At 67.1% G+C, this 25,622-nt stretch carries 28 protein-coding genes and 1 pseudogene; 11 read left to right on the top strand and 18 right to left on the bottom strand.

Annotated features, from left to right (window positions below):
* From DAT35_RS46835 to DAT35_RS62550, 5 genes and pseudogenes are all read left to right on the top strand, one after another.
* The coding region (locus DAT35_RS46835) for an AHH domain-containing protein (RefSeq protein WP_199243213.1) at positions 1–499 on the top strand (499 nt) is incomplete at its 5' end.
* Positions 500–505: 6 nt separating this feature from the next.
* The gene (locus DAT35_RS46830; RefSeq protein ID WP_233262116.1) at positions 506–1,069 is read left to right on the top strand and encodes an imm11 family protein; all 564 of its coding nucleotides are present in this window, start codon (positions 506–508) and stop codon (positions 1,067–1,069) included.
* Positions 1,070–1,170: 101 nt separating this feature from the next.
* A pseudogene (locus DAT35_RS46825) lies at positions 1,171–1,371 on the top strand (AHH domain-containing protein); the annotation flags it as partial.
* Between the two features lie 15 nt (positions 1,372–1,386).
* Positions 1,387–1,665, top strand: a complete 279-nt coding sequence (locus tag DAT35_RS62555) for a hypothetical protein (RefSeq protein WP_369946351.1) — start codon at positions 1,387–1,389, stop codon at positions 1,663–1,665.
* A complete protein-coding gene (locus DAT35_RS62550; RefSeq protein WP_369946350.1) occupies positions 1,641–1,949 on the top strand; it encodes an imm11 family protein in 309 nt (102 codons plus the stop codon). Before DAT35_RS62555 ends, DAT35_RS62550 begins: the two co-directional genes overlap by 25 nt.
* 22 nt (positions 1,950–1,971) lie before the next feature.
* On the opposite strand, the gene DAT35_RS46815 is transcribed toward DAT35_RS62550, so the two are convergent.
* Positions 1,972–2,934: an alpha/beta fold hydrolase gene (locus DAT35_RS46815; protein ID WP_158502163.1), complete on the bottom strand. Its 963-nt coding sequence runs from the start codon at positions 2,932–2,934 to the stop codon at positions 1,972–1,974.
* Positions 2,935–3,236: 302 nt separating this feature from the next.
* Here DAT35_RS46815 and sppA point away from each other — a divergent pair, with 302 nt between their 5' ends.
* The 3 genes from sppA to DAT35_RS46800 all read left to right on the top strand — a co-directional run bounded on the left by sppA (position 3,237) and on the right by DAT35_RS46800 (position 6,397).
* The gene (gene sppA, locus DAT35_RS46810; RefSeq protein WP_108075847.1) at positions 3,237–5,027 is read left to right on the top strand and encodes a signal peptide peptidase SppA; all 1,791 of its coding nucleotides are present in this window, start codon (positions 3,237–3,239) and stop codon (positions 5,025–5,027) included.
* 108 nt (positions 5,028–5,135) lie between these two features.
* Positions 5,136–5,792 carry a hypothetical protein gene (locus DAT35_RS61455; RefSeq protein ID WP_233262115.1) on the top strand — a complete coding sequence of 219 codons (657 nt, stop codon included), beginning with the start codon at positions 5,136–5,138 and terminating at the stop codon, positions 5,790–5,792.
* Positions 5,789–6,397: a head protein gene (locus DAT35_RS46800; RefSeq protein WP_108075846.1), complete on the top strand. Its 609-nt coding sequence runs from the start codon at positions 5,789–5,791 to the stop codon at positions 6,395–6,397. Before DAT35_RS61455 ends, DAT35_RS46800 begins: the two co-directional genes overlap by 4 nt.
* A 183-nt stretch (positions 6,398–6,580) precedes the next feature.
* Here the strand turns inward: DAT35_RS46800 and DAT35_RS46795 are convergent, their stop codons facing one another.
* Both DAT35_RS46795 and DAT35_RS46790 read right to left on the bottom strand, forming a co-directional pair.
* Complete coding sequence (locus DAT35_RS46795; protein WP_108075845.1) at positions 6,581–7,369, bottom strand: DUSAM domain-containing protein; 789 nt, start codon at positions 7,367–7,369, stop codon at positions 6,581–6,583.
* Positions 7,370–7,383: 14 nt separating this feature from the next.
* A complete protein-coding gene (locus DAT35_RS46790) occupies positions 7,384–7,614 on the bottom strand; it encodes a hypothetical protein (protein ID WP_146210162.1) in 231 nt (76 codons plus the stop codon).
* A 267-nt stretch (positions 7,615–7,881) separates the two neighbouring features.
* Here DAT35_RS46790 and DAT35_RS46785 point away from each other — a divergent pair, with 267 nt between their 5' ends.
* The gene (locus DAT35_RS46785) at positions 7,882–8,838 is read left to right on the top strand and encodes a DUF2381 family protein (RefSeq protein WP_108075843.1); all 957 of its coding nucleotides are present in this window, start codon (positions 7,882–7,884) and stop codon (positions 8,836–8,838) included.
* A gap of 716 nt (positions 8,839–9,554) precedes the next feature.
* On the opposite strand, the gene DAT35_RS46775 is transcribed toward DAT35_RS46785, so the two are convergent.
* Genes DAT35_RS46775 through DAT35_RS46760 form a run of 4 tightly spaced genes read right to left on the bottom strand, consistent with a single transcriptional unit; the run spans position 9,555 to position 13,200 of the window.
* A complete protein-coding gene (locus DAT35_RS46775) occupies positions 9,555–10,331 on the bottom strand; it encodes an SDR family NAD(P)-dependent oxidoreductase (RefSeq protein ID WP_108075842.1) in 777 nt (258 codons plus the stop codon).
* Entirely contained in the window at positions 10,331–10,993 is a 663-nt protein-coding gene (locus tag DAT35_RS46770) for an SDR family oxidoreductase (RefSeq protein ID WP_233262113.1), read from the bottom strand. Before DAT35_RS46770 ends, DAT35_RS46775 begins: the two co-directional genes overlap by 1 nt.
* 54 nt (positions 10,994–11,047) lie before the next feature.
* Entirely contained in the window at positions 11,048–11,773 is a 726-nt protein-coding gene (locus DAT35_RS46765; RefSeq protein WP_108075840.1) for a Coq4 family protein, read from the bottom strand.
* 44 nt (positions 11,774–11,817) lie between these two features.
* A complete protein-coding gene (locus DAT35_RS46760; protein WP_108075839.1) occupies positions 11,818–13,200 on the bottom strand; it encodes an AarF/ABC1/UbiB kinase family protein in 1,383 nt (460 codons plus the stop codon).
* A gap of 229 nt (positions 13,201–13,429) precedes the next feature.
* Here DAT35_RS46760 and DAT35_RS46755 point away from each other — a divergent pair, with 229 nt between their 5' ends.
* The gene (locus DAT35_RS46755; RefSeq protein ID WP_108075838.1) at positions 13,430–14,470 is read left to right on the top strand and encodes a general secretion pathway protein GspE; all 1,041 of its coding nucleotides are present in this window, start codon (positions 13,430–13,432) and stop codon (positions 14,468–14,470) included.
* 21 nt (positions 14,471–14,491) lie between these two features.
* On the opposite strand, the gene DAT35_RS46750 is transcribed toward DAT35_RS46755, so the two are convergent.
* The 9 genes from DAT35_RS46750 to rpmH form a co-directional block, all read right to left on the bottom strand.
* Entirely contained in the window at positions 14,492–15,076 is a 585-nt protein-coding gene (locus tag DAT35_RS46750) for a Uma2 family endonuclease (protein WP_108075837.1), read from the bottom strand.
* Between the two features lie 94 nt (positions 15,077–15,170).
* The gene (gene mnmE / locus DAT35_RS46745; protein ID WP_108075836.1) at positions 15,171–16,520 is read right to left on the bottom strand and encodes a tRNA uridine-5-carboxymethylaminomethyl(34) synthesis GTPase MnmE; all 1,350 of its coding nucleotides are present in this window, start codon (positions 16,518–16,520) and stop codon (positions 15,171–15,173) included.
* Positions 16,521–16,577: 57 nt separating this feature from the next.
* Entirely contained in the window at positions 16,578–17,753 is a 1,176-nt protein-coding gene (locus tag DAT35_RS60240) for a hypothetical protein (RefSeq protein ID WP_199243212.1), read from the bottom strand.
* A 215-nt stretch (positions 17,754–17,968) separates the two neighbouring features.
* The gene (locus DAT35_RS46735; protein ID WP_108075835.1) at positions 17,969–18,199 is read right to left on the bottom strand and encodes a hypothetical protein; all 231 of its coding nucleotides are present in this window, start codon (positions 18,197–18,199) and stop codon (positions 17,969–17,971) included.
* A 35-nt stretch (positions 18,200–18,234) separates the two neighbouring features.
* Entirely contained in the window at positions 18,235–19,029 is a 795-nt protein-coding gene (locus DAT35_RS46730; protein WP_369946348.1) for a hypothetical protein, read from the bottom strand.
* Positions 19,026–20,873 carry a membrane protein insertase YidC gene (gene yidC, locus DAT35_RS46725; RefSeq protein WP_108075834.1) on the bottom strand — a complete coding sequence of 616 codons (1,848 nt, stop codon included), beginning with the start codon at positions 20,871–20,873 and terminating at the stop codon, positions 19,026–19,028. Before yidC ends, DAT35_RS46730 begins: the two co-directional genes overlap by 4 nt.
* A gap of 13 nt (positions 20,874–20,886) precedes the next feature.
* Positions 20,887–21,105 carry a membrane protein insertion efficiency factor YidD gene (gene yidD, locus DAT35_RS46720; protein ID WP_108075833.1) on the bottom strand — a complete coding sequence of 73 codons (219 nt, stop codon included), beginning with the start codon at positions 21,103–21,105 and terminating at the stop codon, positions 20,887–20,889.
* The gene (rnpA, locus tag DAT35_RS46715; RefSeq protein ID WP_108075832.1) at positions 21,102–21,503 is read right to left on the bottom strand and encodes a ribonuclease P protein component; all 402 of its coding nucleotides are present in this window, start codon (positions 21,501–21,503) and stop codon (positions 21,102–21,104) included. Before rnpA ends, yidD begins: the two co-directional genes overlap by 4 nt.
* Before the next feature lie 16 nt (positions 21,504–21,519).
* Positions 21,520–21,672, bottom strand: a complete 153-nt coding sequence (gene rpmH / locus DAT35_RS46710; protein WP_108075831.1) for a 50S ribosomal protein L34 — start codon at positions 21,670–21,672, stop codon at positions 21,520–21,522.
* Between the two features lie 372 nt (positions 21,673–22,044).
* Here rpmH and dnaA point away from each other — a divergent pair, with 372 nt between their 5' ends.
* The gene (gene dnaA / locus DAT35_RS46705; protein ID WP_108075830.1) at positions 22,045–23,397 is read left to right on the top strand and encodes a chromosomal replication initiator protein DnaA; all 1,353 of its coding nucleotides are present in this window, start codon (positions 22,045–22,047) and stop codon (positions 23,395–23,397) included.
* A 127-nt stretch (positions 23,398–23,524) separates the two neighbouring features.
* Here dnaA and DAT35_RS46700 read toward each other — a convergent pair whose 3' ends face one another.
* Both DAT35_RS46700 and DAT35_RS46695 read right to left on the bottom strand, forming a co-directional pair.
* Positions 23,525–24,046, bottom strand: a complete 522-nt coding sequence (locus DAT35_RS46700; RefSeq protein WP_108075829.1) for a tetratricopeptide repeat protein — start codon at positions 24,044–24,046, stop codon at positions 23,525–23,527.
* A gap of 328 nt (positions 24,047–24,374) precedes the next feature.
* The gene (locus DAT35_RS46695; RefSeq protein ID WP_108075828.1) at positions 24,375–25,163 is read right to left on the bottom strand and encodes a DUSAM domain-containing protein; all 789 of its coding nucleotides are present in this window, start codon (positions 25,161–25,163) and stop codon (positions 24,375–24,377) included.
* Positions 25,164–25,622: the final 459 nt, after the last annotated feature.

Raw genomic sequence — 25,622 nt, 5'->3', positions numbered from 1 at the left:
CGGGCTGCTGGGCTCGCCCCGGTACGCACTGCCCGGAGGCCTGTCGCTAGAGGGCGCGACGACGGTACGCATGGTGGCCGACGGCACCGTCCTCGTCACGGGCGTCGCCGCGGGCACCGTGGCGGCCGCCGCCGGCAGCGCCTGCACGGATGGCTCCCAGAAGCAGGACGGCCACCACTGGCACCATCTCGCCACCAACAAGAACGACTCCTCGACGCAGAGCGGAGGACCCTGGACACCGCTATTCAGTCGCCTCTTTGCCAAGGCGGGATTGGACCTGGATGCAGCGGAGAATCTCGTCTACCTCCAGGGCCACAAAGGCCCGCACCCCGAGGAGTACCATACGGAAATCTACCGTCGGCTCACGACGGCAGTCGCGCAGTGCCAGACCTTGATGCAATGTCGGAACGCATTGGTGGAAGAGCTCAAGAAGATCGCAAGAGAGGTATGCACTCCAGGGACACGGCTCCACCGGCTGGCAACGAAGACATCGGACTGAACGCGTATGGCTCGATTCTTTGACTTGATGGACGACAGACGTTCCCACGATCGCTGGCACTTGGGGGCGCCTGTCGACGAGCAGGGGCGGGAGATCGACCCCTGGCAGTTCAACGAGGGACGGGTGATCGAGCTGGGCTGCGTGCCGAGCTTTCCGCTCGACATTCCCGGGCGTGCGCTCGACTTCTGCTGGGCCGCCTTCAACATCCTCGTGGCCAACGAGCGTTTCGTGCGGCTCTTCAAGCAGCTGAATGTCAGTGGGGTGCAATTCATCCCCGCCCGCGTCGAAGCACACTCGGAGCCCTACTTCATCCTCAATCCCCTGCGCATCATCCGCTGCATCGACGACGCCCGGAGCGAGGAGGTGCAGTACTTCAAGCCCGAGGATGGCCAACCGGAAAAGGTGGGCGAGTACAGGGTGGTGGCGGGGATGCGTATCGACCCTACGAAGGTGGGCGACGCGCGCATCTTCCGTCCCTGGGGCTGGACGGTAGCCCTCATCGTCTCCGAGGACGTAAAGGAAGCGATGGAGCGCGAGGGCCTCACCGGCCCGCGCTTCGCCGAGGTGTGAGGATATAGTACGGGTGGCACATGGACAACACCGCAAGTCTGACAGTGCGACAGCGGGGACCATCAGCACAGGTGTAGGCGTCCCACGGCGAGGAGAACCTCGTCTACCTCAAGGGCCGTAAGGGCCCGCATCCCGAGGAGTACCATCAAGAAGTCTACAAGAAGCTCAGCAAGGCGCTCCAAGGCTGTGCATCCGTCATCCAATGTAGGAACAAGCTGGTGGAAGCGCTCAAGGCGCTCTCGGATGAGGTATGCAGCCCCGGCTCACGCCTCCACAAATTGGTGACTCAATCCCAGGATTGAGCCAGAGCGAGAAACATGCCCAGGTATTACGAATTGGAGGATGACAAGTACGTCCCGGAACGCTGGCATCTGAGAACCCCGGTCGATGAGCAAGGGCAAAAGCTCAATCCCTGGCAGTTCACAGAGGGCCGATGGCTCGAACCCCAGGGAATCATCCGCTTCCCCGTGAGACCTGATGGAGTAACGCTGGACTTCACCCTGGACGCCTTCTCCAACCCCATCGTCCATGCTCGCGTCGTCCAGCTCTCGAGCGCCTGGGAGTTGAAGGGGTGCAGTTCCTACCCGTGCAGGTAGACGGCCATGCGGGGCCCTATTTCGTTCTCAATGCCCTGCGCATCATCCGCTGCATTGACGACGCCCGGAGCGAGGAGGTGCAGTACTTCAAGCCCGAGGATGGCCAACCGGAGAAGGTAGGCGAGTACCGGTTCGTGAGGGGTATGCGCATCGACCCGACGAAAACAGAAGGAGCCCGCGTCTTCCGCCCTTGGGGCTGGACACTGTCGCTCCTCCTCTCCGAGGACGTAAAGGAAGCGATGGAGCGCGAGGGCCTCACCGGCCCGCGCTTCACCGAGGTGTAGCCGGAAGCTCCCCAAGCCCTCCCTACCAGCAGCGCGCGGCGAACGCGGCGAGCTCGCGGTTGAAGCGGCGCGAGTCCTCCCAGAAGGGCGAGTGGCCGATGCCCGGATACAGGGACACCTTGGCATCGGGCAGCAGGGAGGCGATGTGCTGTCCGGAGGCGGGGCGGATGACGCGGTCCTCCATGCCATGGGACACGAGCACGGGCACGGAGAGCCGGCGCAGCACATCGTCATTGTCCGCGGCGCGCGAGCCGATCGCCTCCCGCACGTGGCCCGGCACCAGCTCGTTGTAGGCGAGCACCAGGCGCCGCGTCTCCGGCGTCACGGGCTGGTGGTGCAGCAGCGACACGAAGCGCTCCAGGGTGGCGCGGCTGACGGCGTCCTCCTGGGTGAAGAGGCCGGGGATGAGCGAGAGCAGCTCGGGCGAGAGCAGGCCGAAGGCCTCCTCGGAGCCGCCCTTCACCATGGCGGACACGAAGTTCACCCCGGCGACGCGCTCCTGGCCGTAGTGGCGCAGGTAGTCGGCGACGACCATGGCGCCGTAGGACCAGGCCACGAGCAGGGGCCGCTCCAGCTCGAGCGCGGAGATGACGGCATGCAGGTCCTCGGCCCACAGCCGCCCGTCGTCGTAGGCGCCGTGGGGCTTGCCCGAGTGCCCGTGCCCTCGCAAGTCCAGCGCCACCAGCCGGAAGCCCAGGCTCAGGGCGCTGTAGAACTGCCGCTGCCACGCCAGGTGGCACTGCGAGAAGCCGTGGAGGAAGAGGAGCGGAGGCCCGTAGACGTCTCCCGCGTCGTACACGCGCAGGGACACGCCGTCGGCGCCCTCGAGGCCGTGGACGCGGAAGGCAACGGGCTCGGAGAAGGGCGAGCCACCTTCCGGGTCTCTCGGCGCGGACGACGGCTCCAGGACGGTCACCGCCGGGGCGTACGGAGACGGTGCCGCCGGAGAAGGCGGGTACACGGAGAGTGAGGGGGTTTCGACCATGGCGATGTCAGTCCGGGGGTGTGCTGCGTTCCCCTCAGAAATAGGCATGGGCGCAAGAGCGGGAACCCCCTCCCCGTGCCGGGCTCTCCAGACGTTTCAAGGAAGACGCGTCTCCCACGGAATTCGGTCTGCCCGGAAACACTCCCGTTTTGCGGGAAGGGGTGGGCGAGTGCGCGCCAGGAGACGTCTGGCCGCCCACTGCACCGGGGGGCGCGAGGCGCGGGCGTCGAATCGCGGAGCGGTTAGTAGTAAGCCCGCCACATACACGCAGGTGTCACACGCAGGTATCAGGAGCCTCGCGCATGAAACGCTTCTTCATCGGTTCGCTCGCGGTGGTGGGCGGGCTGACCATCCTCTTCGTCGGAGCCATCATCGCGTTGGCGGTGCTGGGGGCGTCGAGCAAACCGGGGGTGCCACAACAGGTGGTGCTCGAGCTGGAGCTGAGTGAGCCGTTGCCGGAGTACGTGCCGGAGGACTCGCTGGCGAGCGCCTTCGGGGACGACAAGCTGACGGTGAAGGACGTGGTGGACGCGCTGGAGAAGGCGGGAGGGGACGCGCGGGTGAAGGGGCTGGTGATGAGGCTGGACGGCCCGCCAGGGAGCACGGCGGTGGTGCAGGAGCTGCGAGACGCGGTGAAGGCCTTCCGGGCGAAGGGGAAGAAGGCGGTGGCGTACGCGGACACCTTTGGAGAGGGAGGGGGAGCGACGGGGGCGTACTACCTGGCGTCGGCGTTCGACGAAATCTACATCCAGCCGTCGGGGGACGTGTCGGTGGTGGGGGCGGCCATCGAGACGCCATTCGCGAGGGATGCGCTGGCGAAGCTCGGGGTGAAGCCGAGGATGGGCAAGCGCTACGAGTACAAGGGCGCGGTGAACACATACACGGAGCAGACGTACACGGAGGCGCACCGGGAGGAGACGGAGCGCTTCCTGACGAGCCTGTTCGGGCAGGTGGTGAAGGGGGTGGCCGAGGGCCGGGACTTGAGCGAGGAGCAGGTGAAGGCAGCCATCGACGCGGCGCCGCTGATGGGGAAGCAGGCGGTGGAGGCGAAGCTGGTGGACGGGCTGCTGTACCGGGACGAGGTGTACGCGAAGGTGAAGGAGGAGGCGGGGGGAGCGCAGCTGCTGTACGTGGAGAAGTACCTGGAGCGAGCGGGGAGACCGAACACGCACGGCCCGGTGGTGGCGCTCATCTACGGAGCGGGGACGATTTCGCGAGGGAAGAGCCACTCGAGCCCGGTGTCTGGGGAGGCGACGATGGGGAGCGAGACGGTGGCGGCGGCGTTCCGCAAGGCGGTGGAGGATGACCGGGTGAAGGCGATTGTCTTCCGGGTGGACAGCCCGGGAGGAGGCTACGTGCCGAGCGACACGGTGCGCCGGGAGGTGCAGAGGGCGAAGGAGAAGGGCAAGCCGGTGATTGTGTCGATGGGGACGTACGCGGCGAGCGGTGGCTACTTCATGTCGATGGAGGCGGACAAGATTGTGGCGCAGCCGGGGACGCTGACGGGGAGCATCGGGGTGTACGGCGGGAAGATGGTGACGGCGGACTTCTGGGAGAAGTTGGGGGTGAACTGGGAGGCATTGGGGGTGGGGAAGAACGCGACGATGTACAGCTCGGACCTGGACTGGACGCCGGAGCAACTGGCGAAGAACGAAGCGTCACTGGACCGGGTGTACGAGGACTTCACGACGAGGGCGGCGGCGGGGAGGAAGCTGCCGTTGGAGAAGCTGCAGGCGGTGGCGAGGGGCCGGGTGTGGACGGGGGAGGACGCGAAGGAGCGGGGGCTGGTGGACGAGCTGGGAGGCTTCCCGGTGGCACTGAAGCTGGCGAAGGAAGCGGCGAAGGTGGAGGGCCCGGTGCAGGTGGAGATCTTCCCGAGGAAGAAGGGAGCGGCGGAGGTGCTGGCGGGGATGTTCGGAGGGGAGAAGAAGGGGGAGAGCAGCGACGACGAGGAGGCAGGCGTGAGGGTGAGCACGCCGTGGCAGCCGCTGTTCGAGCAGACGCGGGCGCTGTACCAACTGGGAGTGAAGCTGGGAGTGGTGAGCGAGCGCCAGCAGATGCTGTCGGCGCCGGTGCCCGACACCACCTGGTAGGGCACACCTGAGCGGAGAGCCCCTCCCATGCCGCTGGGAGGGGCTGCGACGCGGCTGGCCTTCTATTCCTTTGCGATGCCCACATCGCCGGCCTAGCGTCGATCGCATATGAAGAACTCGAACCAGGCCTTGAGCCTGGGAGCAGTGGCCCTCCTGGGAGTGCTCGTATCAAGCTGTGCATCGGTACCTGAGACGCCGGGTCCGACCGACGATGCGAGCACCTCGTCCCCCTCCGTCGAAGAGCTCAACCAGTACGTGCTCATCCTCCAAGAGTCCTCCAGCGGTCACGTCACGCACAGTTGGCGCCCCGTCGAGGAGTTTGACCTTTCGCAGTTCAGGCTCCAGCCGCGTGCGGAGAGGACCTATGGGCGCATCGTGCTTGCGGCGGCCCGCCAGCGCGATTGTCATGAAGAACTCAACGGTTGCATCGAGACGTGCATGGACCGGCCTCTTTCGGAGGACTATGCGCACATCACTTCAATTGGCGCCAAGAGATCGCATTGCAGGAAGGGGTGCTGGCAACCGTACCTTGATTGCGAAGAATTGCAGGGACGTCGCCCTCAAGAGTTTTCGGCCACGAACCAGGCGGTTGATTGGCTGAAGCGCAATCGCAACGAGGTTCTGGCGGGGAGTATCATCGTCGTTGCAGGAGTCGCCTTCATCGTGGCCTTTCCCCCTGGGGCGCTCATTGCCTTGATTCCAGCGGCTGCTCTGGCTTCATCGGAAGTGGCGTGCGAGCCCCACATCGCAGCGGTGGCACCGTGACGATTTTCGACCGCATCACCGAGGCACAGAAGCTCCTCGGGAAGGACCGGAAACAGGCTCAGACACCGGAGGAGAAGGAGTTGTATCTCCTCGCCATCGACGCGCTCTGGTTCGTCTGGATGAATGGCCAGTCGTATGAGTTCGAGAGCTATCGCAAAGACGTCGAATCCAAGGCCCCCCCCCGGGTCATCGCCTCATTCAACACGCGGGACGAGGCGGAGGCCTGGCTCGGTGCGCAACCTGAGCCACCTGATCTGGCCGATGTGCTGATCGCTGACGAATACCATGTCATCATGTCTTCTCGTGACCGTAGCCGCCGCTTACTCGTCCCAGATTCCGGACTCGAATACCACATCGAGGAGATGACGAAAGACGGCCTCCCTCCGGCGGTGGCTACGTTCAATACTCGCGAGGAAGCAGACGCCTGGTTTGGCAGCCAGACCGCCCCCCCAGCGCAGACCGTCATTCAGATTGGGGGCGAGCGCTACCTCGCGGTGTTCTACCGAAACATCAATCACCGTGCCCTCTTCCCCTTCTCTGTTGTTGAGAGACTTCATGCGAGGCGGAAGAGGAGAGAACAAGAGGGGACGGAAGAAGGAGAATAGGGGCCGACGGGGCAGCGACACGCGTGCGCTCGCTCACCAATCGGGCGCTTCGCACTGAACACGCCTTTCCAGCCATCCCCCTTGCCGGGAGCGTGCCCATCACTCAGCTCGCTCAGTCTGGCCCGCTTCTCCCTCGTCCAGCGTGCTCGGTAACACCCGCGCCCGGCATCCAGCCCCGGGCGGTCACGACACTGGGAGCGGACTGTCGAGGCCTCTAAGCTGCTCCTCGGCCGCCTGACGGTATCGCGGCACGACCTCCACGGCCAGCACGTCGCGCATCTGCTGGCGCGCACCTTCGAGGTCCCCCGCGTCCCGGAGGCTCGTCATCTGGTACATAGCGCGCAGGAATCGACGCCCACCCTTCTGGAACCGAGAGAGAATCATTCCCATGAGGGCTTCGGCGCCTTCTGGGCTCTTGATGGCCTCTTCGGTCTCGGCCTCGCTGACGGCTGCCGTAGGGGCGACCCGGCGTAGAAGGGCGCGCAAGTCGTCCGTGAGTTCTAGGGCGTTCCCCTGCTGAATGCGTTGCGAAAGAACGGCGAGTTGGTCCCGGTCGGGCAGGTCCGGATTGAGCCGCCCGGTTGCGCGCACTTCAATCAGTCCGGTCAACTTCTCAAGCTGAACTTCGGCGTGCTTCCGGTAGAGGGGGACCACCTCCACGGCGAGCACGTCACGGATCTGCTGACAGGCCCCTTCAAGGTCCCCTTTATCTCGAAGCTCATACGCCCGGTTTCGAGCCCTGCTGAGTCGCCGTGACCCTTCCCCGATTCGCTGGTGGATCTCTCGAAGCAGGGTCATTGCGGTGGACAGGGAGCGCAAGGCATCTTGCGCGTCCTGTTGGCCTATGGCCACCTGCTGAGCGGTCCGCGAGAGGAGGGTCCGCATCTCGTCGTTGAGTTCTAAAGGGGCGCCGTTTTCAAGAACGTCACGACACAGCACCCATACATCGTCCAAGTCTACCTCTTCGGCCATGTGCTCACCTCCATCTAGCGTTCGTGGCACTTGCTAGAAGGCCATTTCTGCTGCTCCTCACAGTAGCGCAGGCAGTCATCACACTTGCCCGTCCACCCTCCCTGGATGCAGGAATAATAGAATTTGATGCACTCTTGCTTCCACTCGGGAAGGGATGCGTTGTTGGAAAAATTCTCCTCGTCCTCGTCCACGTCGGCGCGCATGGCGCGTAGCACCTGCTCGACCTCCGTAAGGCGAGGCGCCACAGGCCCCCACCGGTTCAAGAGGGTGCTTCTTTATGCAGCACGTCATGGTGGAATCCTCCGGTAGGCAGTCCGCCGAGCCCAGAGCAGCAGCAGGAGCCGAGCAACCTGACGCCAGCACAGCCCACTGCATGGCCGCTCCGAGACGAAGGGTATAATTCGGCCTTTTCATGCCTCAAAGGCCAAGCCAGCCCACCAGGGAACACTAGAAAACGACAGAGCGTAACGGGCTAGCCGCCATGCACCCTTTCTGGTAGGTTGTGCTGTCCTATGCGGAACTTCTTACCTCCCCGGTCTGCCCTACTTCTCGTCCTCCTGGCGTCCGTGGCTGTGGCCAAGGAACGCGAGGCCGAGTCTCGGAGCTTCTACCTTTCGGAAAGCCCGAGGGACGTAGCCCGCCCGGTGTACGTCGCCGGTGAGATGGTAACCGTCCTCCGGTTCCAGCAACCCTGCACCGCGGCAGGAACGAAAATGCTGGGGTGGGAAGGTCGTTTTGAGCCGGTGACGTGTGCCGGGAAGCGAGTGCTTATTGAACCGCTCCAAGACCTCAAGCCCGAGGATCGCTTCCTCTTGCTGGTGACGCTCGCGGACGGGAAAGAGCTGCCCTTCACCGTGACAGCACATGAGGGGCGGTTTGATCATCAGGTGAACGTGTTCCTGGACCTTGAGAGCCCGGATGCAGCCCGCAGGCGACTGGCAGATGCCTACGTCAGGGAGCGCACGCTTGAAGAGGAGAACGAACGACTCCGAAAAGAGCAAGCCTCTACTAGTCACGCCTACGCCTCGCTATTGGCCAGCGGAGAAGTGAATAACACGCCATTTCGTCGCGAGAGCAAGTGGCGAGTCGAGCTTGGGGGCGCCGTAGTTGATATTTATATCTATTCTGCCAGGAAAGTGCAGAAAGCGGCTGTCCTGTTTCATGTGACCAACAACCAATTGGACGTGCCTTGGAAGCTAAAGGAAGTCCAGCTATCGGCCATGCTCAGCAGGCAATCCTTCGACGAGCCTGTGCGGACGGGCGAGAAAAAGGAGTTTGCCTTACGCATGAGTCGCGACGAGATTCAGCGCGGGGAGTCAGGCGATATTGCTGTCGTTGCGGACAAGAGCGCTTTCACTTCAAAAGATGGACCGGTCCATCTTGTTCTTGAGTTGTTCCGGCAGGATGGTCTTCAGCAAGCCGTTGTTCTCCTGGATCATCGAATTGTAGAGGAGAAGGGAACGCGTTAGCCATGTCTGTGAAAAAGCCCCTTGCGCTCCCTGTTATTGTCTTGCTGCCTTTGCTCACTGCCTGCCCGCCTGCTGGAGTGTCTCTTCGTTCTGACGGCAGTCCCGGTCCGGAGAAGTGCCCCGAAAAGGCGTTGGAGGTTATGCGCATTCTGCGGATGCGTGTAGGTGATGCCGCTGACGCGCACCTTGATGCGAATCAAATAGATGCAAGTCCCGTCATCGTTTACGACGGTCCGATTGAAAGCTACTTAACCGAATCGCTTGGTACGCTAGAGCCCGGAACTCGCCTTTACGGGCAGGCGTGGACCGGAGGGTTTCAGGTAGTCGTCCGGTACTACGAGGCGCACCCTCCAGATGGCGACAAGGTGCCAATCTGCGCGGTCGCTCGCCTCGGTCACGGCCAGATGCGGAAAAAGGCCGAGTCCAAGCCGGGGAGCGCCCTCCTCGAACATGGCGCGGTGTCGGTTTTCGTAGTCGATTCGTTCCGGTAAGGGCCATCCGCGCGTCCCGACTAGTCATTTCACCTCGGGTGTGGGTCCCGTGTGGTCGAGAATGTAGCTGCGAGCGCCAGAGGAGACCTGAATTGATGGCCTTTGACCCCCATCAATTCAAGCGAAGTGCCTGAAACTCTTGGGGAACCGTTTTTCTCCCACCAAGACAGGGTCGGGGCGAGGGAGCCACGGCTCCCAGGAAGAGCCCCGGAAACCCACTCCGGGTCAAAACGAAGGCAGATCGTTGGCGAGGTGAGAAGACAATCCGCCGTCGATCACCAGCGTGCTGCCGTTGATATAGCCACCGAAGGGCCCGGCGACGAAGGCCACCAATCGGGCCACCTCCTCGGGGCTGGCGAACCTTCCGGCGGGAATCCTTCGCAACAATGCCTGACGAGACGCGGGGTCCGCCTTCGCCAGCATCTCCGTATCGATGTACCCGGGACAGATGGCATTGCAGGTGATGCCATGGGCGCCCCACTCGGCGGCGATGGATTTGGAGTAGCCGACGAGCGCGTGCTTGGTGGCCGCGTAGGTGGAAGAGAGCGCCCCGCCAAACAACCCCAGGACGGAGGAGATGTTGACGATCCTCCCGTACCCGGCCGCCTTCATGCGCGGGAGGGCCCAGCGGCAGAGATGGTAGACACCATCCACGTTCACGCCGAACAAGGCATCCCACTCTGCCTTGGAGACCTGGTCGGCACGGTGGAAGGGCCCACCGAGTCCGGCGTTGTTCACGAGGACGCCGGGGACGCCCAGGGAGGCTTCCATCCGGGCGAGTATCGCGTCCACCGCGGCCTCATCCGCGACATCGCAGACGAATGACCACGCCTGGGCACCGGAGGCGCGCAGCTTCTTCTCCTGGCGGGCCAGGGCCTCCGCGTCACGCGCCAGCAGAATCAACCGGAAACCGTTCTCCGCGAGGACGTCAGCGATGGCCGCGCCAATTCCTCGGCTGGCTCCGGTGACGAGCGCCAGGTTCGCGTTCGATGGCCGCTCCATCAGAGGACTCCCTTGGGGGGCAGGAGGTGGAGCTCATCGACGCGGACGTGCAAGGGTTTGCGGGCAATCTCCCAGATGCTCTGGGCCACGTCCTCCACGGACAGCATGTCGGCCGGGCTGAACTCCGGGAGCGACTTCCAGAAGGCCGTGTAGACGGCGCCCAGCGAGAGGAGCGTGGCCCGGATGGAGTAGGGCTTCCCTTCTTCATTCAAGACACCCGTGAGGCCTCGGACGCCATGCTTGGAGGCGGCATACGCCCCATTCGTGGGCAGGGTGAGGTGATCGCTCACGGAGCCGATGTGGATGAGCCTCCCGCCGCCGCGCGCCTTCATCCGCTTGAATGCCTCACGTGCGCACAGGAAGGTCCCGGTCAGGTTCACGTCGAGCGTCTTGCGCCAGTCGTGGAGCGAGGTGTCCTCGATGGGCGTGAAGCTCCCGAAGCCCGCGCAGTTGACCAGCAGCGAGAGGGAGCCCTGCGCCTTCTCCGCCCTGTCGAACAGCGACGTCACCGAGGCCTCATCCGTGACGTCGACCCGCATCGCGTCGGACGACTCCTGCCTCACATCATCCGAGGCGCACACGACGCGCAGTCCCTCGGCCCGCAGCTTGTCCGTGACTGCCTTGCCTATATTGCCGGTCCCGCCGACGACGATCGCGCTCATGGGGGAGAGATATCGACCGTCTCGCCTCGACACCAGGAGCATTCACGGACGGGCTCACACCGTCTGTGCGGGAGTGAAGAACGGGAGGGAGGTAAAGCCACCGCAGGAATTCTCTCCCCGGTGACCCAGGCGCGCGGGGGCTCGCGCGGAGATACCGAGCCGCCGCCGCAGCGCCTCCAGGGGCATCTCCAACAGGGCCTCGAAGCGCTCGCCGAGGAGGGACACAGCGGAAACACCCCGCTCGAAGTCCTCCGCCTGAATCTGTCCCAAGTAGATGTCGCGCAGGTGCTTGTACCGCGTCTGGGAGATGTCCGGGTGCACCGCCGCCTCCGCCAGGAAGAGGGCGAGCGCGACGGGCGCCATGCCGAACACGAACGACTGGACGGCGACCTCGTCCGAGTCCGACGTCTCATAGGCGCCCATCACGTGGATGAAGTCGTGGCACTTGTTGAGCCGGTGGACGGCGTACTGGGTGGGAGTCGCGTCCGCGCCGAGCCGGGCCTGGATGGGGAAGAAGTCGGGGGACAGCCGGTAGTGCGCCATGTACCGCGCGTAGCAGCTCCCGAGCGAGCCCTCCGGCATCGCGGTGAGCGCTTCTGGCTCCGGGAGAGCGGGGTCCCACCGCTCGGCATGGAGCTGGCGGAAGCCCGGCACCGAGAGCAGGACGGCATCGCTGGCGGCGAGGAGCTCGGCCCGGGAGAGGTGGGGGATGATCTCCCCGAGAGTGGCTCGCCGTTCCGCCAGGTCGCGGACAATCGTATCGAGGGAATGCTCAGGCACCGGAATCTCCTGGGGCCCACGTTATTGCGTCCCCGGCGGGGCCTTCAAAGCTCCGTTTGCACCGTGCCCGCGGCGGAAACTCGCGCCACCCGGAGCCTCGCCGCCTCGGCCCACTGGCTCTCGAGCGCGCCCCAGTCCGCGATGGCGCCCAGCCGCGCGAGCACCGCGTACAGGCCGAAGCGCAAGCGGAACAGGAACAGGAATCGGCCAGGGAGCGAGAGCCTCGCGAGGAACCGCTTGTCCCGGAGAAGCTCCTGGGCCTCCAGCCCCGGGCCGGGGTGCATGGGGTGTGCGCCGTGCTCGAGCAGCGGCGCGAAGAAGCCGCGCAGCAGCGTGCGCAGCATCTCCAGGCTCTCCGAGTCCCCGGGCGGCTCGGCGCCGAGCGCCACCAGGGCCTCGCGGATCCTCCGCGCGTCATCCGTCCGGACGGCCTCGAGAAGCGCCGAGCAGGCGAGCACCGTCTCCGGGTCGAAGCTCCGGACGCAGCCGAAGTCGTAGATGACCAGGCGGCCATCGTCGCGGAACGCGTAGTTGCCCGGGTGTGGATCTCCATGGAACAGGCCGTGCCGGTAGAGCGTGCCGACATAGAACGAGAACAGCGCGACGCCCATCCGGTCCCGAGCCCCCTGGGACGATTGTGACCCCAGGAAGGAATCGAACGACCGTCCGGAAATCCAGCGGGTGGTGAGCACGGCGGGCGAGCACCAGTCGGGCTCGATGGCCGGGATGAGAATCGTCTCATCCTGCGAGAACAGCCGCGCGAAGGTGGTCTGCCGCTCGCGCTCCAGGGAGTAGTCACACTCCTCGAGCAGCACGGTGTGCGCCTCCTCGACGAAGCCGCGCACGGACGCGGCGGCACCTGGAACCAACAGGCTCGCGAAGGCGGACCCGGCACCCGCGGTGCGGAAGTCGCTTCGGAGCGCCTCGTCGATGCCAGGGTGCCGCACCTTCACCGCGACGTCGGTGCCCTCGGGGAGGCGCGCCCGGTGGACCTGCCCGATGCTCGCGACGGACACCGGTTGCCGCTCGAGTCCGGCGAGGAGCACGTCCGCACGAGCCCCGAAGGCCTCGCGAATCACCGCCTCCACCTGCGGGAAGGGGCTGGCCGGAGAGGCGGTCTGCAGCACGGAGAGCAGCCCGCGAAGCTCCTCGGGGAGCGTCGGGTCGATGTAGCCGAGAATCTGGCCGGCCTTCATCGCGAGGCCCTTGAGCTCCCCGAGCCGCGCCACGAGCTGGGACACGGCGCGCACATCCGCCGCCGCGAGCCCCTCGCCCCGGCCGCGCAGCCGCCCTCCGAGCGCCGAGAGCGCCAGCCCCGCGACCCCGCGCCCCGTCTTCCACAGCCGCTCGACCCCCGACCGGGCCAGCGACCGCTCCGTCCCCAGCAGCTGCGCCCGAAGCATCCCCACCCGGTCGTCCTCTCGCATCCCAGCCCCTCCGCCACCGCGCGGCGCACTCCCGCGGACCTTCGGCTACCTCGCCCCGGCTCCGTCCGGCAGCCAACAGAACATGGCTCCAACGCCCGGACTAACCAGACAGCCCGTCAAAGACAAACGGGAAATGTCGCCAAGACGGAAGCAAGTGGCGCCCAGGGTGAAGACACCGCTGGTGTAAATGTTCTACAGAACCGTGACCACTGAACGGGGGGGACGCCCGATGCAAACAAGGAAACGGCTGGGGGACATCCTGTCGGAGATGGGTGTGGTGGACGGGCTGCAGTTGCAATCGGCGCTGGCCTACCAACGCAAGTGGGGAGTACCTCTGGGCCAGGTGGTGGTGGACATGCGCTTCTGTACGGCGCAGCAGGTGCTGGAGGCCCTGGCGCGGCAGGCGGGCGTGGAGACGCTGGACCTGGACGCGGAGCTGCTGGAGCCGGGGATGGCGGAGCTGGTGCCGAGGCGTCTGGCGGAGATGCACCGGGTGGTGCCGCTGCGGCTGGAGGGCCCGCGGAGCATGGTGCTGGTGGTGGCCATCGCCGCGCCGGCGAGCCTGCACTCGCTGGATGCGGTGCGCAGCGTGTCGCGCAAGGCGCGGGTGGTGGCGAAGCTGGCGTCGGACGCGGCGATCTCCCGGGCCATCGAGCGGCTCTACGGCGCGGAAGCGCCGGCCCGGCTGGAGCAGGAGTCCATCCTGCTACCCGAGGCGGACGCGGACATGCAGCTGAACTCGGGCTGCATGGCGGCGCTGACGGAGGACGGAGGCTTCGACGAGGCGCGCGCCATCCTGCTGCCGGACCTGAATCCGGAGCGAGAGGCCCTGGAGCTGCCGCTGCTGGAGCCCCTGGACGTGGAGGAGCTGGCGGGCATCCTGGAGCTGACGGAGGAGCTGTGCGAGCCCGAGCCCGAGACGGGTGGCGTGCTCGTCTACGGCTGGGGCGCGGCGGCGGCGGCGGGGCTGGTGCGGGTGCTCGGAGCGGCGGGCCACCGGGCGAGCGTGGCGAGCACGGAGCAGGTGCTGGCGGCGGGGGAGGGCGCGGTGGTGCTCTCGCCCCTGCCCTCGCTGGAGGTGCTGGAGCAGCGGCCCCGGGCGCAGTTGCTGGTGGCGGGCAAGGTGCCGGAGCTGGATGTGGTGAGGGCGCAGGCCCTGGGAGCGCGCGGCTTCCTGGTGGCGCCCCTGGACACCGACTTGATGCTGCGCGCGGTGAAGCGGCTGATGCGTCCGGCGGAAGAGGCGCCCCGGCTCCGCGCGGCGAGCTGAGGCGCCTCGGACGTCACGAGATCAGCGCACGAGCTCCAGGACGCTCTCGGTGGGCATCCACAGCGAGGAGAGCTCCAGCGGGAGCGAGTTGAAGGGCTCGGCGCGGACGATGGCATCCCCCTCGTAGGTGTCGACGAGCAGCCAGCCGCGCTTGACGCGCTGGAACACCTCGAGCGTGTGAGCGGCGGGGTCCACGAGCCACACGTGTGACACGCCCGCGCGGGCATAGGCCGGCAGCTTGCGCGTCCGGTCGAGCGCGGCGGTGGAGGGCGTGAGCACCTCGCAGATCCAATCCGGCGCGAGCGTGAGGAAGGGCTCGTCGGGCGTGGGCGCCTCGGCGATCCTGTCCCTGCGCCAGCCGGAGAGGTCCGGGACGAGCACATCCCGGCCGAGCCGCAGCTCGGGGGCGCGCAGGAAGCACCAGCGGCCAGACCCACCGCGCCGCGGGTCCAACCGTTCACCCAGCTCGACTCCCAACATGAAAGCGGCACGGGCCTGACCTGGCGCCGGCCGGGGCGAAGCCACCAGCTCCTCGTCGACGATTTCCCCAACCCATCCCATGGGCAGCGCCTCGAGAGCCGAGTACGCCGCCTGGCTGTTGCACATCGGAATCACCCTGTCCTCCTACGGCCCCCATGGGCCGGGCAGGGGAAGCAGTCTAAGGAGGGGTCTGACATGCGCCCGGCGCCGGGCCGGGTGTCTACTTTCCGATGCAAAAGCGCTGGAAGATGGCGTCCAGGAGTGCCTCGGACGCGGATGTCCCCGACACCTCGCCCAGGCACTCGAGCGCGAGGCCCACCTCGCCCGAGACGACCTCGAGCGTGGAGAAGCGGCAGGCGCTCTCGGCACGGCCCAGGGCCTCGGCGGTGCGCCGCAGCGCATCCGCGTGACGCTCGGAGACGAGCGCCACCGCCGCTGGAGCCCCGCCGCCCCACAGGCGCGAGAGCACCGTCGAGCGCAGCAGCTCCACGCCCTCGCCCGTGAGCCCACTGACGGACAGCTCGCCGTCCGTCCCCAAGTTGTCCACAACTCCGAGGGCCCGCCCCACGTCACACTTCCCGGCAACGCGGAGCACCGCCGTGGCCCCCGCCTCGAGCAACCACCGCTGGGCTTCCGCCTCACCGGCCTCGGGAGGAAGCACGAGCACGGCGAGGTCCACCGTGGCGAGCACCTCACGGGTGCGCGCGATTCCGAGCGCCTCCACGCGTCCGGGAGCCTCGCGCAACCCGGCGGTATCGAGCAGGGTGACGCCGAGCCCGTCCCACTCGACCCGGGCCTCGAGCACATCGCGCGTCGTCCCCGGCTCCTCGTCGACGAGCGCCCGCTCCTCGCCCACGAGCCGGTTGAACAGCGTGGACTTGCCGGCGTTCACCGGCCCGAACAGGGCCACCCGAGCCCCCCGGCGCACGAGCCGCCCCCGGCCCACCTCGGCGAGCAGGGCCTCCGCGGCGGCGCGCAACCCTGAGACACGGGCGTCCGCGCCTTCATCCGCGCCCTCGGCCTCCTCGGGGAAGTTCAGCACGCCCTCCAGGTCCGCATGCAGCGAGCGCAGGGGCTCCTCGAGCGCGCGGACCCTCGTGGCGAGCGAGCCCGCCAATCCCGCCGCGGCGGCGCGCACGGCAGCCTCCGAGTCCGCCGCGACGAGGTCCGCCACGGCCTCGGCGCGGGTGAGGTCGATGCGCCCGTTGAGGAAGGCGCGCCGGGTGAACTCGCCGGGGCCCGCGGGACGTACGGCGGGGTGCTCGAGGGCGCGCGCCAACAGCATGTGCAGGAGCCGGGGGCTGCCATGGGCCTGGAGCTCGACGACGTCCTCGCCGGTGAAGGACTGGGGCGCGCGGAAGAACAAGAACAGCCCCTCGTCGAGCACGCCGCCTGTGGCATCGACGAAGGAGGCCAGGTACGCGTGCCGGGGCGTGGGGGCAGCGGGCACACCGGGAGCGAGCAGGCGCCCCACCTCGAGGGCCGCGGGGCCGGAGAGCCGGAGGATGCCGACGGCACCGGCGGCGGGAGCGGTGGCGAGCGCGGCGAGGGTGGCGGGAGAGGAGGTCATGCGTCGGCCGTCAGGAGCCCACCGCGAGGCCTCGCCAGGAGGACGGAGCCCGGAGCGCTATGGGCAGGCGGGTGCGGTGGGGGAGTTGAAGTTCTCGTCGTAGGAACCGTTGCAGGACACGATGCCATTGCCATCCACCTTCCCACCACGGAGTTGGGAGCCGCCGATGTGGATGACATACCCCTCGGCGCTGCGCACCGTCTGGGTGGTACCGGAAAGGGTGGAGCGCTGCACGTCCACGGAGTAGGAGCCGGCGTCAGTGCGAGACACCGCCAGCGCTCGAGCCTGCTGCCCCGCGGAGCCGGAGCCCGAGAGGGAGCTGTCCCGCACGAAGGCCGAGGACGAGGACAGGCGCAGCCCGGTGGAGTCCGCGCCATTGCCACCGGAGAGCTCGGTGCGGACGAGCAACACCTTGGAGCCCGCGGCGTCGACCCCCGTGCTCTCCGAGGCACCGTCCAGGCCGGTCGCGGAGGAGTCCCACAACTCCAGGGTGCCCTGGCGCACGGAGACGCCGAGGGCCCGGTTCCCGCCCTGACCGAGGAGCGTGGAGCCCGAGAGCTTCACCGTGCAGGCCTCGCACGAGAAGCCCACGGTGTCCCCCTGGTGGGACGAGGCGAGCGCCTGGACGCGCTCGAAGCCCCCGGGGCCCGGGCCAGCCGAGGACTGGATGGAGACGGTGCGCTGCTGCCCGTCATGGGCGAAGGCCACCACGTCGCGGGCGCGGAACAGGGACGACGCGGTGGAGAGCGCCACGGCCTCGCCCGGTCCGCCCACATGCTCCACGGTGAGCGAGCGCAGCTCCGTGTGGTCCACCCCCACCAGCGTGGCCCCCTCCGCCCGCGAGCGCACGGTGGTGAGCGTCTGCCCCGAGCCCTGGAGGTGGATGTACGGGCGCAGCTGCAACCCCTCGGTGCCGAGGTCGAACACCCCGGGCTCGATGAAGACGAGCCAGGGCTCATCGGCGGAGACCTTGGTGATGGACTGCACGGCATTGCGCAGGTTCTCGCCGCCAATGAGCGGGTTGTCTCCCGGTGGGACGACGCGGATGCGGGCGAAGTTGCCCGGAGGTCCCATAGGCCCGGGGTCTCCCTTCTGACCCGGCTCGCCCCTGGGTCCGACAGTGCCCTCGCCCTGGGGTCCGGGGTCTCCCTTGGGTCCGGGAGCTCCCTTTCCACCGCAGGCGGGGACGAGGACGAGCAGGATGGACAGGGAGAGAACGACTCGGCGCCGCATGGAGAGGCCCTCCTGTGCCCCGGGGGCACGGCCCGCCGGAGGGGAGCTCCGGAAGGGACCTCGAACGAGGTAGGTGCCCCCTCTCCGTGCGTCCAGCCAGGAGTCGGCCCAGCGCCGGTGGGCAGACGGAGCCAACGTCCACCAGCGGTGGCAGACCCACTCTCGGGCCCGCCAGCCGACAGAGCCCTGCGACTCCAGGGCGTCAGACCGGAAGGCTAGTCCCGCGAACCCTGCGCGGGAGTGGTGCCGCGAGCGGCGCGCTCGACGGCCTCTCGGTTCTCATCGATGTACCTCTCGACGGCGGCGTCCTCGAGCTCGAGATCCCTCAGCACGCCGGGGTACACGAACTTGAAGGCGGGAGACTCCTCGTCTCCGCGCAACCGGAAGCTCATCTTCAGCACGGCCGCTCCGTATAGCTTGTCCTTGAGCGACTTGGCCTTACCCATGCCTTGCCCTTTCGTCGGTGGGCCCCGGGGGCACCTCAGCCCTCGAGGTCATCCTCGTCATCGTCCTCCGGCAGCATGCTCCGCTTGGGAAGGGGCGCGGGCTTGTCCGGAGTGAACACCACGCGCCGGTTGCGGCCCTCGCCCTCGCAAGAGACCTTCACCCCCGGCACGCCCTCCACGGCCTTGAGGACGCGCGCGCGGTCTTCTGACTTCAGTGTAACGAGCGCGTAGAAACGGCCGAGCGTGGCCGACTTCTCGGCGAGCTTCCGGGCGGCATCGCGCAGGGCGGGATCCTCGGCCACCTCCACGGTGCGCTCATCCGCCTCGGTCGCGCGAGCCGCGGGGGCCTTCGCCTGCTGCTGCGCGCCCTGTTGTCCCCGCGCGGGCTTCGCCGGGTGCGGCGCCGGCGCCTGCTGCTGCCGGGGCTGCGGCGGAGGCTGGGGCTGGGGAGCCGGCTGGGGCGCCTGGGCCGCGGCCTGCGCGGCGGCGGCCTGCTCGCGCTTCAACCGCTCGCTCCGGGGCTCCGTGTGGGCCCCGGCACCCACGAGCACGAAGCGCCGATCGGAGCCCGGTCGGTGGAGCATCTTGTTGAGGAGGAACTGCAACGAGTCCACCACCTGGCTGCGCTTGCCGGGCTCCACGCCCGGAGGCGGCTCGCCCTGGAAGTGCAGGGCGACGGAGAGGCTGCCGTCGCTGGCGTCCTTGAAGTCGAGCCGGGCGGGAAAGCCCATCAGCCCGAGGATGTCGGTGAGGAGCCGCTCCACGCGAGCGCGCAGTTCCTCGCCCGCGGGAGCCGGAGTGGAAGCCTCGGGTGCCTGCACGTCGCTCACTTGCGCTTGCCTCCCGCGGTGGCCGTGGCCGTTCCCGCCGGCACTCCGCCGCCTCCACCGCCGCGCTTCTCCAGCCACTTGCGCAGGCCGTACTGCTGCGCGATGGACAGGAGGTTGTTGGTGAAGATGTAGAGCGCCAGACCCGCCGGGTAGTTGAAGAGCGTGAGGGTGAAGATGACGGGCACCACCCAGGTCATCATCTTCGCCTGGGCCGGGTCTCCCATCTGCGGCTGGAGCTTCTGGGTGATGATCATGCTCACGCCCAGCGCCAGCGGCAGCAGGTAGGTGGGGTCCTTGTAGGTCAGGTCCCTCCACACCGGGCCGAAGAAGGGCTCCTGGTAGATGTCGTAGCTGTTGCGCAGGGCGGTGAAGAGCGCAATCCACACGGGCATCTGGATGATCATCGGCAGACAGCCGCCGAAGGGGCTCACCTTGTTCTCCTGGTAGACCTTCATCATCTCCAGGTTCTGCCGCTCGCGGTCGTCCGCGTACTTCTTGCGGACCTCCTCGATGCGCGGCTGGAGCTTCTTCATGGCCTCCATGCTGACCATGGAGCGGTGGGTGAGGGGCAAGAGGAGCAGCTTCACCAGCACGGTGAGCAGGATGATGGCCACGCCCCAGTTGCCCACCAGGCCGTGGAAGAACTTCATGACGGTCACCAGCAGCTTGGCGATGACGGCCCACAGGCCGAAGTCGACCGTCTCCCCGAGCTGCGGGTTGACGGAGGTGGCCGTCAGCCCCGCCGCCTCGCGCACGGCCTGGCCGGGCACCGCGGCGAGCAGGTCCGGCTCCTTGGGCCCGAAGTAGCCGCCGAAGCGGTACGTCACCGTCTGGCCGGGGGCCACCGTGAGCGGGAAGATGGCGGCGACGGAGCGCGCCTCGGGGGTGGCGGTGAGCTCACAGCGGCCCTGCATCGGGCCGTCGAGCGGGTAGAGCGCGGAGAGGAAGTACTGCTGGTCGATGCCGAAGTACTGCACCGTCCCGCGCATCTTCTCCGGGTCCGGCTGCTTCTGGTCCGCCGCCAGCTTGTGCTTCTCCTCGCCCACGTGGCACGAGGCGTAGCTGAGGTTGCCCACGCCGCCGAAGAAGGACGGGGCGTGCTCGTTCTGCGGGTCGATGGCGCGGTTGTAGTGCACCTGCAGCTCGCCCGTGGCCGGCTGCGCCGAGGTGTTCTTCACCTGGAGCGTGTAGACGAGCTCGAAGCCCTCCTTGGGCCACTGCAGGCTCTTGGTCACCTCCCACGGCCCCTGGCGCGCGGTGAAGGTGACGCCACCCTCGGCGCCCGTCTCGGCCACCGCGTAGTGCGTCCCGGCCGGCAGGGGCTGGGGGCCCGCGATGGTGACGGACAACGGCACCGGCTGGCCCGCCACCGGCTGCGCCAAGTTCATCTGCGGCGGCGGCGGCACCTGGCCTCCGAAGAGCAGCTTGTAGCCCTCGGCGATGGACAGGTGCTGCTGCTCGCGCATCTTCTCGCCCTGGAGCACCGCCGACGTCAGGCCCGCGCCCTGGCTGGTGAAGGTGTAGTGCGCCGACGTGCGCTCGAACTCCAGCGTGCGCACCGGCGGCGGCGGCGCCTCGGCGTTGGCCACGGCGCCCTCACTCCCCGTCCCAGCGGGCGGCGGCGTCCCCGCGGTCTCCATTCCGGGCGCGAGAGTGGGCGTCCCCGCATCCGTGACGGCGGCCACCTGCTGACCACCGTCCGTGGCCCCGGCCTCCACCGGAGCCCCCTTGGGCGCGAAGAAGAAGGTGTAGGCGAAGGTGAGCGCCATCGCGAGCGCGAGCGCCACCAGCAGTCGCCTCTGGGAGTCAGGCGAGTTGGGCGAGAGCGGATCCAGATCGTTCATAGAGAGAAGGCGGTCAGGGAACGGGGTCGATGCCGCCGGGGTGGAAGGGCTGGCAGCGCAAGAGGCGCCAGACAATGAGGGGCACGCCGCGCAGGGCTCCATGCTTCTGGAGCGCCTCCAGGGCGTACACCGAGCAGGTGGGGTAGAAGCGGCAGGCGGGGGGTAGTAACGGCGACAGCCACCGCTTGTAGAGGCGGATGGGCAGCGCGAGCAGGTAGGCGAGCGGGCTCATCGGGGGGACTCCCGGGGGCCGGACGGAAACAGCCTCTGCAGCTTGCGGGTGACTCCATCGAAGGCCCGCGACAGGTCCGTGAAGGAGGCGTCCTTGGCGGACTGACGCACGACCAGGACAACGTCCACACCGGTGGGCCATTGCCCCCGGCGCTTGCGAAAGAGCTCTCTCAGGAGCCGACGCAGGCGGGCACGCACCACGGCATTGCCCACCTTGCTGGAAACGGTGAGGCCCACGCGGCTGAAGGGCCGCCCATTGGGCCTGGCGAGTCCCAGGAGACAGTCGGAGGGAAGCTTCTGACCGGTCTCCTGGACCTCGAGGAACTCGCGCCGCCGCAGCAGGCGCACGGCCTTGGGGAAGCGCTCGTCGCGAGGTGGCGCCTGGCCCTCGGCCTTCACGCGAGCGTCCCGGCCACTACTTCTTGTAGGCGGACACCACCAGGCGCTTGCGGCCCTTGGCGCGGCGGCTCTTGAGCACGTCCTGGCCAGCCCTGGTGGAATTGCGCTTGCGGAAACCGTGGGTACGGTTGCGCCGGATCTTCGACGGTTGATAGGTGCGCTTGGACACGGCTGAACTCCTGGGACACCGAGTCGCCCACCCCTGAGGCGGGCGCCCTTATCCATGAGACTGAGGAAGGCGGCGCTCGTAACCCGATCTCCCACCCAAGTCAATGTCGGATCACTCCCGCCTGTCCGGCCAGGGAAGGTGGCCCCCCTTTTTGCACCCCACACCCGGGGTGAAACGGGGGTGAGGTGGGAAGGCTGGGGTCAGAACCCTTGGAGGGGCGCGCGGGATTCCGCGCGATCGCTGCGATCAGAAGGGGGGCCCTAGGGGTGCGGAATGTCTGGGGTTGGGGCGGCAAACTTGATCGCCCAGGGGGGGCCTGTTAGCACGGACGGCCCCCTGCCTGGCGGTGCGCCAGTGCCTCGGAGCCCCTTCGTGAACGCGCTCGCCCATACCCCGCCCCCGACGCCAAGTGCCGAGAATCTCTGGGCCCGGATGCTGGACTGCCTGCTCCAGGACAAGAAGAACTACGCCCTGGGGTGGATCGGCAAGATGCGGCCCCTGGAGGTGCGCGGGGACACGCTGGTGCTGGCGGTGCCGGACCGCTTCTACCAGGACTGGGTGGACAACCATTACCGCCCGCTGCTCGAGGCCACGCTCGCCCGGGTGACGGACGAGCCCACCCAGGTGGACTACGAGGTGGTGCCGGGCATGGCGCCTCCGCCGGAGCTCAAACCCGCACCCGAGGTCAAGTCCGCGGGCTCCCGGCCGCCCCGGCTCAACGCCCGGTTCACCTTCCAGAGCTTCGTGGTGGCGGACAGCAACCAGCTCGCCGCGGCGGCGGCCCACGCGGTGGCCGAGAGCCCCGGCCGGGCCTACAACCCGCTCTACATCTATGGTGGGACGGGGCTGGGCAAGACGCACCTGCTGCACGCCATCGGGAACAAAATCTGGGAGAGGGACCCGTCGCAGCGCGTGGTGTACCTGTCCAGCGAGCAGTTCACCAACGAGTACATCGAGAGCGTACGCGAGCAGCGGATGCCGGAGTTCCGCCGGAAGTTCCGCGACGAGTGCGATGTGCTGATGATCGACGACGTGCAGTTCCTCGGGCGCAAGGAGGAGACGCAGCGCGAGTTCTTCCACACGTTCAACACGCTGCACGAGCAGGGCAAGGCCATCATCCTCACGAGCGACATGGTGCCGGCGGAGGTGCCGGGGCTCGAGGAGCGGCTGCGCAGCCGCTTCAGCATGGGGTTGATTACGGACATCCAGGAGCCGAGCTTCGAGACGCGGGTGGCCATCCTCCAGAAGAAGGCGGTGATGGAGGGGTTGGACCTGCCGGACGAGGTGGCGCACTTCATCGCGAGGGCGTTCCAGAAGAACGTGAGGGAGCTGGAGGGGGCGCTGGTGAAGGTGAGCGCCATCCACTCGCTGTCGAGGCACCCGGTGACGGTGGAGTTCGCCTCGCACGTGCTCAAGGACGTGCTGCCGAGCCGGCAGGTGGTGGACGCGGAGAGCATCCAGCGCGAGGTGGCGCGCTACTACAAGGTTCCGGTCGAGGCGTTGAAGGAGGACCGGAGGCACAAGGCGCTGGCGCACGCGCGGCAGGTGGCGATGTACCTGTGCCGCAAGCTGACGAAGGGCTCGTTCCCGGAGATTGCCGCGCGGTTCAACAAGGACCACTCGACGGTCATCTCCGCGGTGCGCAAGGTGGAGAAGCTGCGCGAGACGGACGCCGCGGTGAAGCGCGAGCTGGACGAGCTGGAGTCGAAGCTGACGGGCGAGTGAGCTCCTGAAAGAGGCCAAGGCCTCTGTGCCAGGAGCACAAGGGCGAGGGGTGCTGGCGACCTTCAACGGGAACGTGCCCCAAGGGCCCTGGGAGACCCGCCCAAGCGCCGCCCTCGGCGGGCTCTCATCAGGAGGCTCCCTTTTTCCGGAGGGGTTGCATCTGCGAGAGAAGCGCCTCTGCCTCCTCTTGAGTGCACACGGTCACGTCCCTGGCACGAGCCACGCGCGTCAGCGCGGACCTCGCCTTGGCCCGATCATCGAGCGGCCCAAGGTAGAGCTTGGCAAGATGGAGAAGCGCACCCGTGTCACCCAGCGAAACCGCCTTCTGGAACCAGCGAGCCGCCAAGCGTGGCCGACCTTCGTCCCGATACATCGTACCGATGTTGTTCGCAGCGGCTCCATCGCCTTTCGAGACTGCCTTGCGATACCAGAAGAGTGCCCGCTCTCGAGAGCGCCGCACTCCCCGGCCCACATCGAAGCAGTAGCCAACGTTCAGCCAGGAAGCCTGATGCCCGGCCCGTGCCGCCTCGTGGAAGAGGCGAAACGCCTCGCGATGATGACCCGCATCGAGATGCGCACTCGCCTCGTTGAACTTCACCTCGAGATCCATGTGTCGCGCCTTGCCTGTCATTTCCTGCTGTTCCACCATTCGTCGAATCCGGGAGGCTTCGCCCTCCGCACCAGCGTGCCCGTGTGAGGGTCTTCGTAGAGGACCTTGCTTGGATTGTCTGGATCCGGTCTCATCTTCTTGAAGGGGTTGTTTGTCCCGTCGGGTTTGGCTGTCTTCCCGCGCTCACCCTTCCCACCACCGCCGGGTACGCCAGCAGACTCAAATTGATGATCGTAGTTCGGGTCGTCGAGCGTTTCCTCGCACTCCTCCGGCGAGACGAGCCAATTTAGCCCTGCTGCACTGACTCAGAAATCGAGTCTGCCATAATAGAAGAGAAGTCTGTTCGGTTCGAAGCGACACGACACACTCACGACACCGGGGGCGGACTGTCGAGGCCCCTTAGCTGCTCCTCGGCCATCTCGCGGTATAGCGGCACGACCTCCACGGCCAGCACGTCGCGCATTTGTTGGCGCGCACCTTCGAGGTCTCCCGCGTCCCGGAGGCTCGTCATCCGGTACATTGAGCGCAAGAATCGACGCTCCCCCTTCTGGAAACGAGAGAGAATCATCTCCATGAGAGCCTCGGCGCCTTCCGGGCTCTTGAGGGCCTCTTCGGTCTCGGTTTCGCTGACGGCTGCCGTGGGGGCGATCCGGCGTAGAAGGGCGCGTATGTCGTCCGTGAGTGCTAGGGCGTGCCCCTGCTGGATGCGTTGCGCTAGAACGGCAAGCTGTGGCCGGTCGGGCAGGTCCGGATTGAGCCGCCCGGTTGCGAGCACCTCCATCAGTCCGGTCAACTCTTCAAGCTGGACTTCGGCGTGCTCCCGGTAGAGGGGAACCACCTCCACGGCGAGCAGGTCGCGCATGACTTGGTGTGCCCTGTCGAGGTCCCCTTTCTTCTGGAGTTTGCCCGCCTGGTCCAGGGCATCCCCAAGTCGATGCGAACCGTCCCGGATGCGCTGGCGGATCTCCCGGAGCAGGGTTGTAGCGGTGGGCAAGCTGCGCAAAGCATCTTCCGCGTCCTGCTGACTGATGGCCACCTGCCGAGCGGTTCGCGCAAGAAGGGCGCGCGTCTCGGAGGAGAGTTCCAATGGGGCGCCACTTTCGAAGACATCCTGAGCCAGCGTCTGGAGTTCTTCCCAGTCCGTTTCTTCGGTCATTCGCTTATCGCCCCTCGCGCCTGGTGCACCAGTTGAACGGCCAATTTCCGAGTTGACCCTCACAATACCGCAAGCAATCGTCGCACTTTCCCGTCCATCCGAGATTCCGGCAGTCGTAGTAATACCTGATGCACTTCTGCTTCCACTCGGGCAGGGAAGCGTTGTTGGAGAAGTCCTCCTCGTCCTCATCCTCGTCGGCGCGCACGGCTCGTAGCACCTGCTCGACCTCCGAGGGCGATGCTCCACAGGCCCCCACCGGGTCAAGGGGGTGGTTCTTGATGCAGCACACCATGGTGGAGTCTCCCGGTCGGCAGTCCGCCGGGCCCAGAGCAGCAGTTCCAGCTGAACAACCTGACACCAGCACGCCCCACAACACAGCGGCCTCGAGGCGAAGGGGGAAATTCAGGTTTTTCATTTCTATAAAGCTAGGCCAGTAAATAAAGCTAATCCAGAAAATGA

The sequence above is a fragment of the Vitiosangium sp. GDMCC 1.1324 genome, assembly GCF_003044305.1.
Taxonomy (GTDB): Bacteria; Myxococcota; Myxococcia; order Myxococcales; family Myxococcaceae; genus Archangium.
The sequence above is the reverse complement of the archived record's forward strand: the minus strand, read 5'-3'. Positions and strand labels throughout refer to the sequence as shown.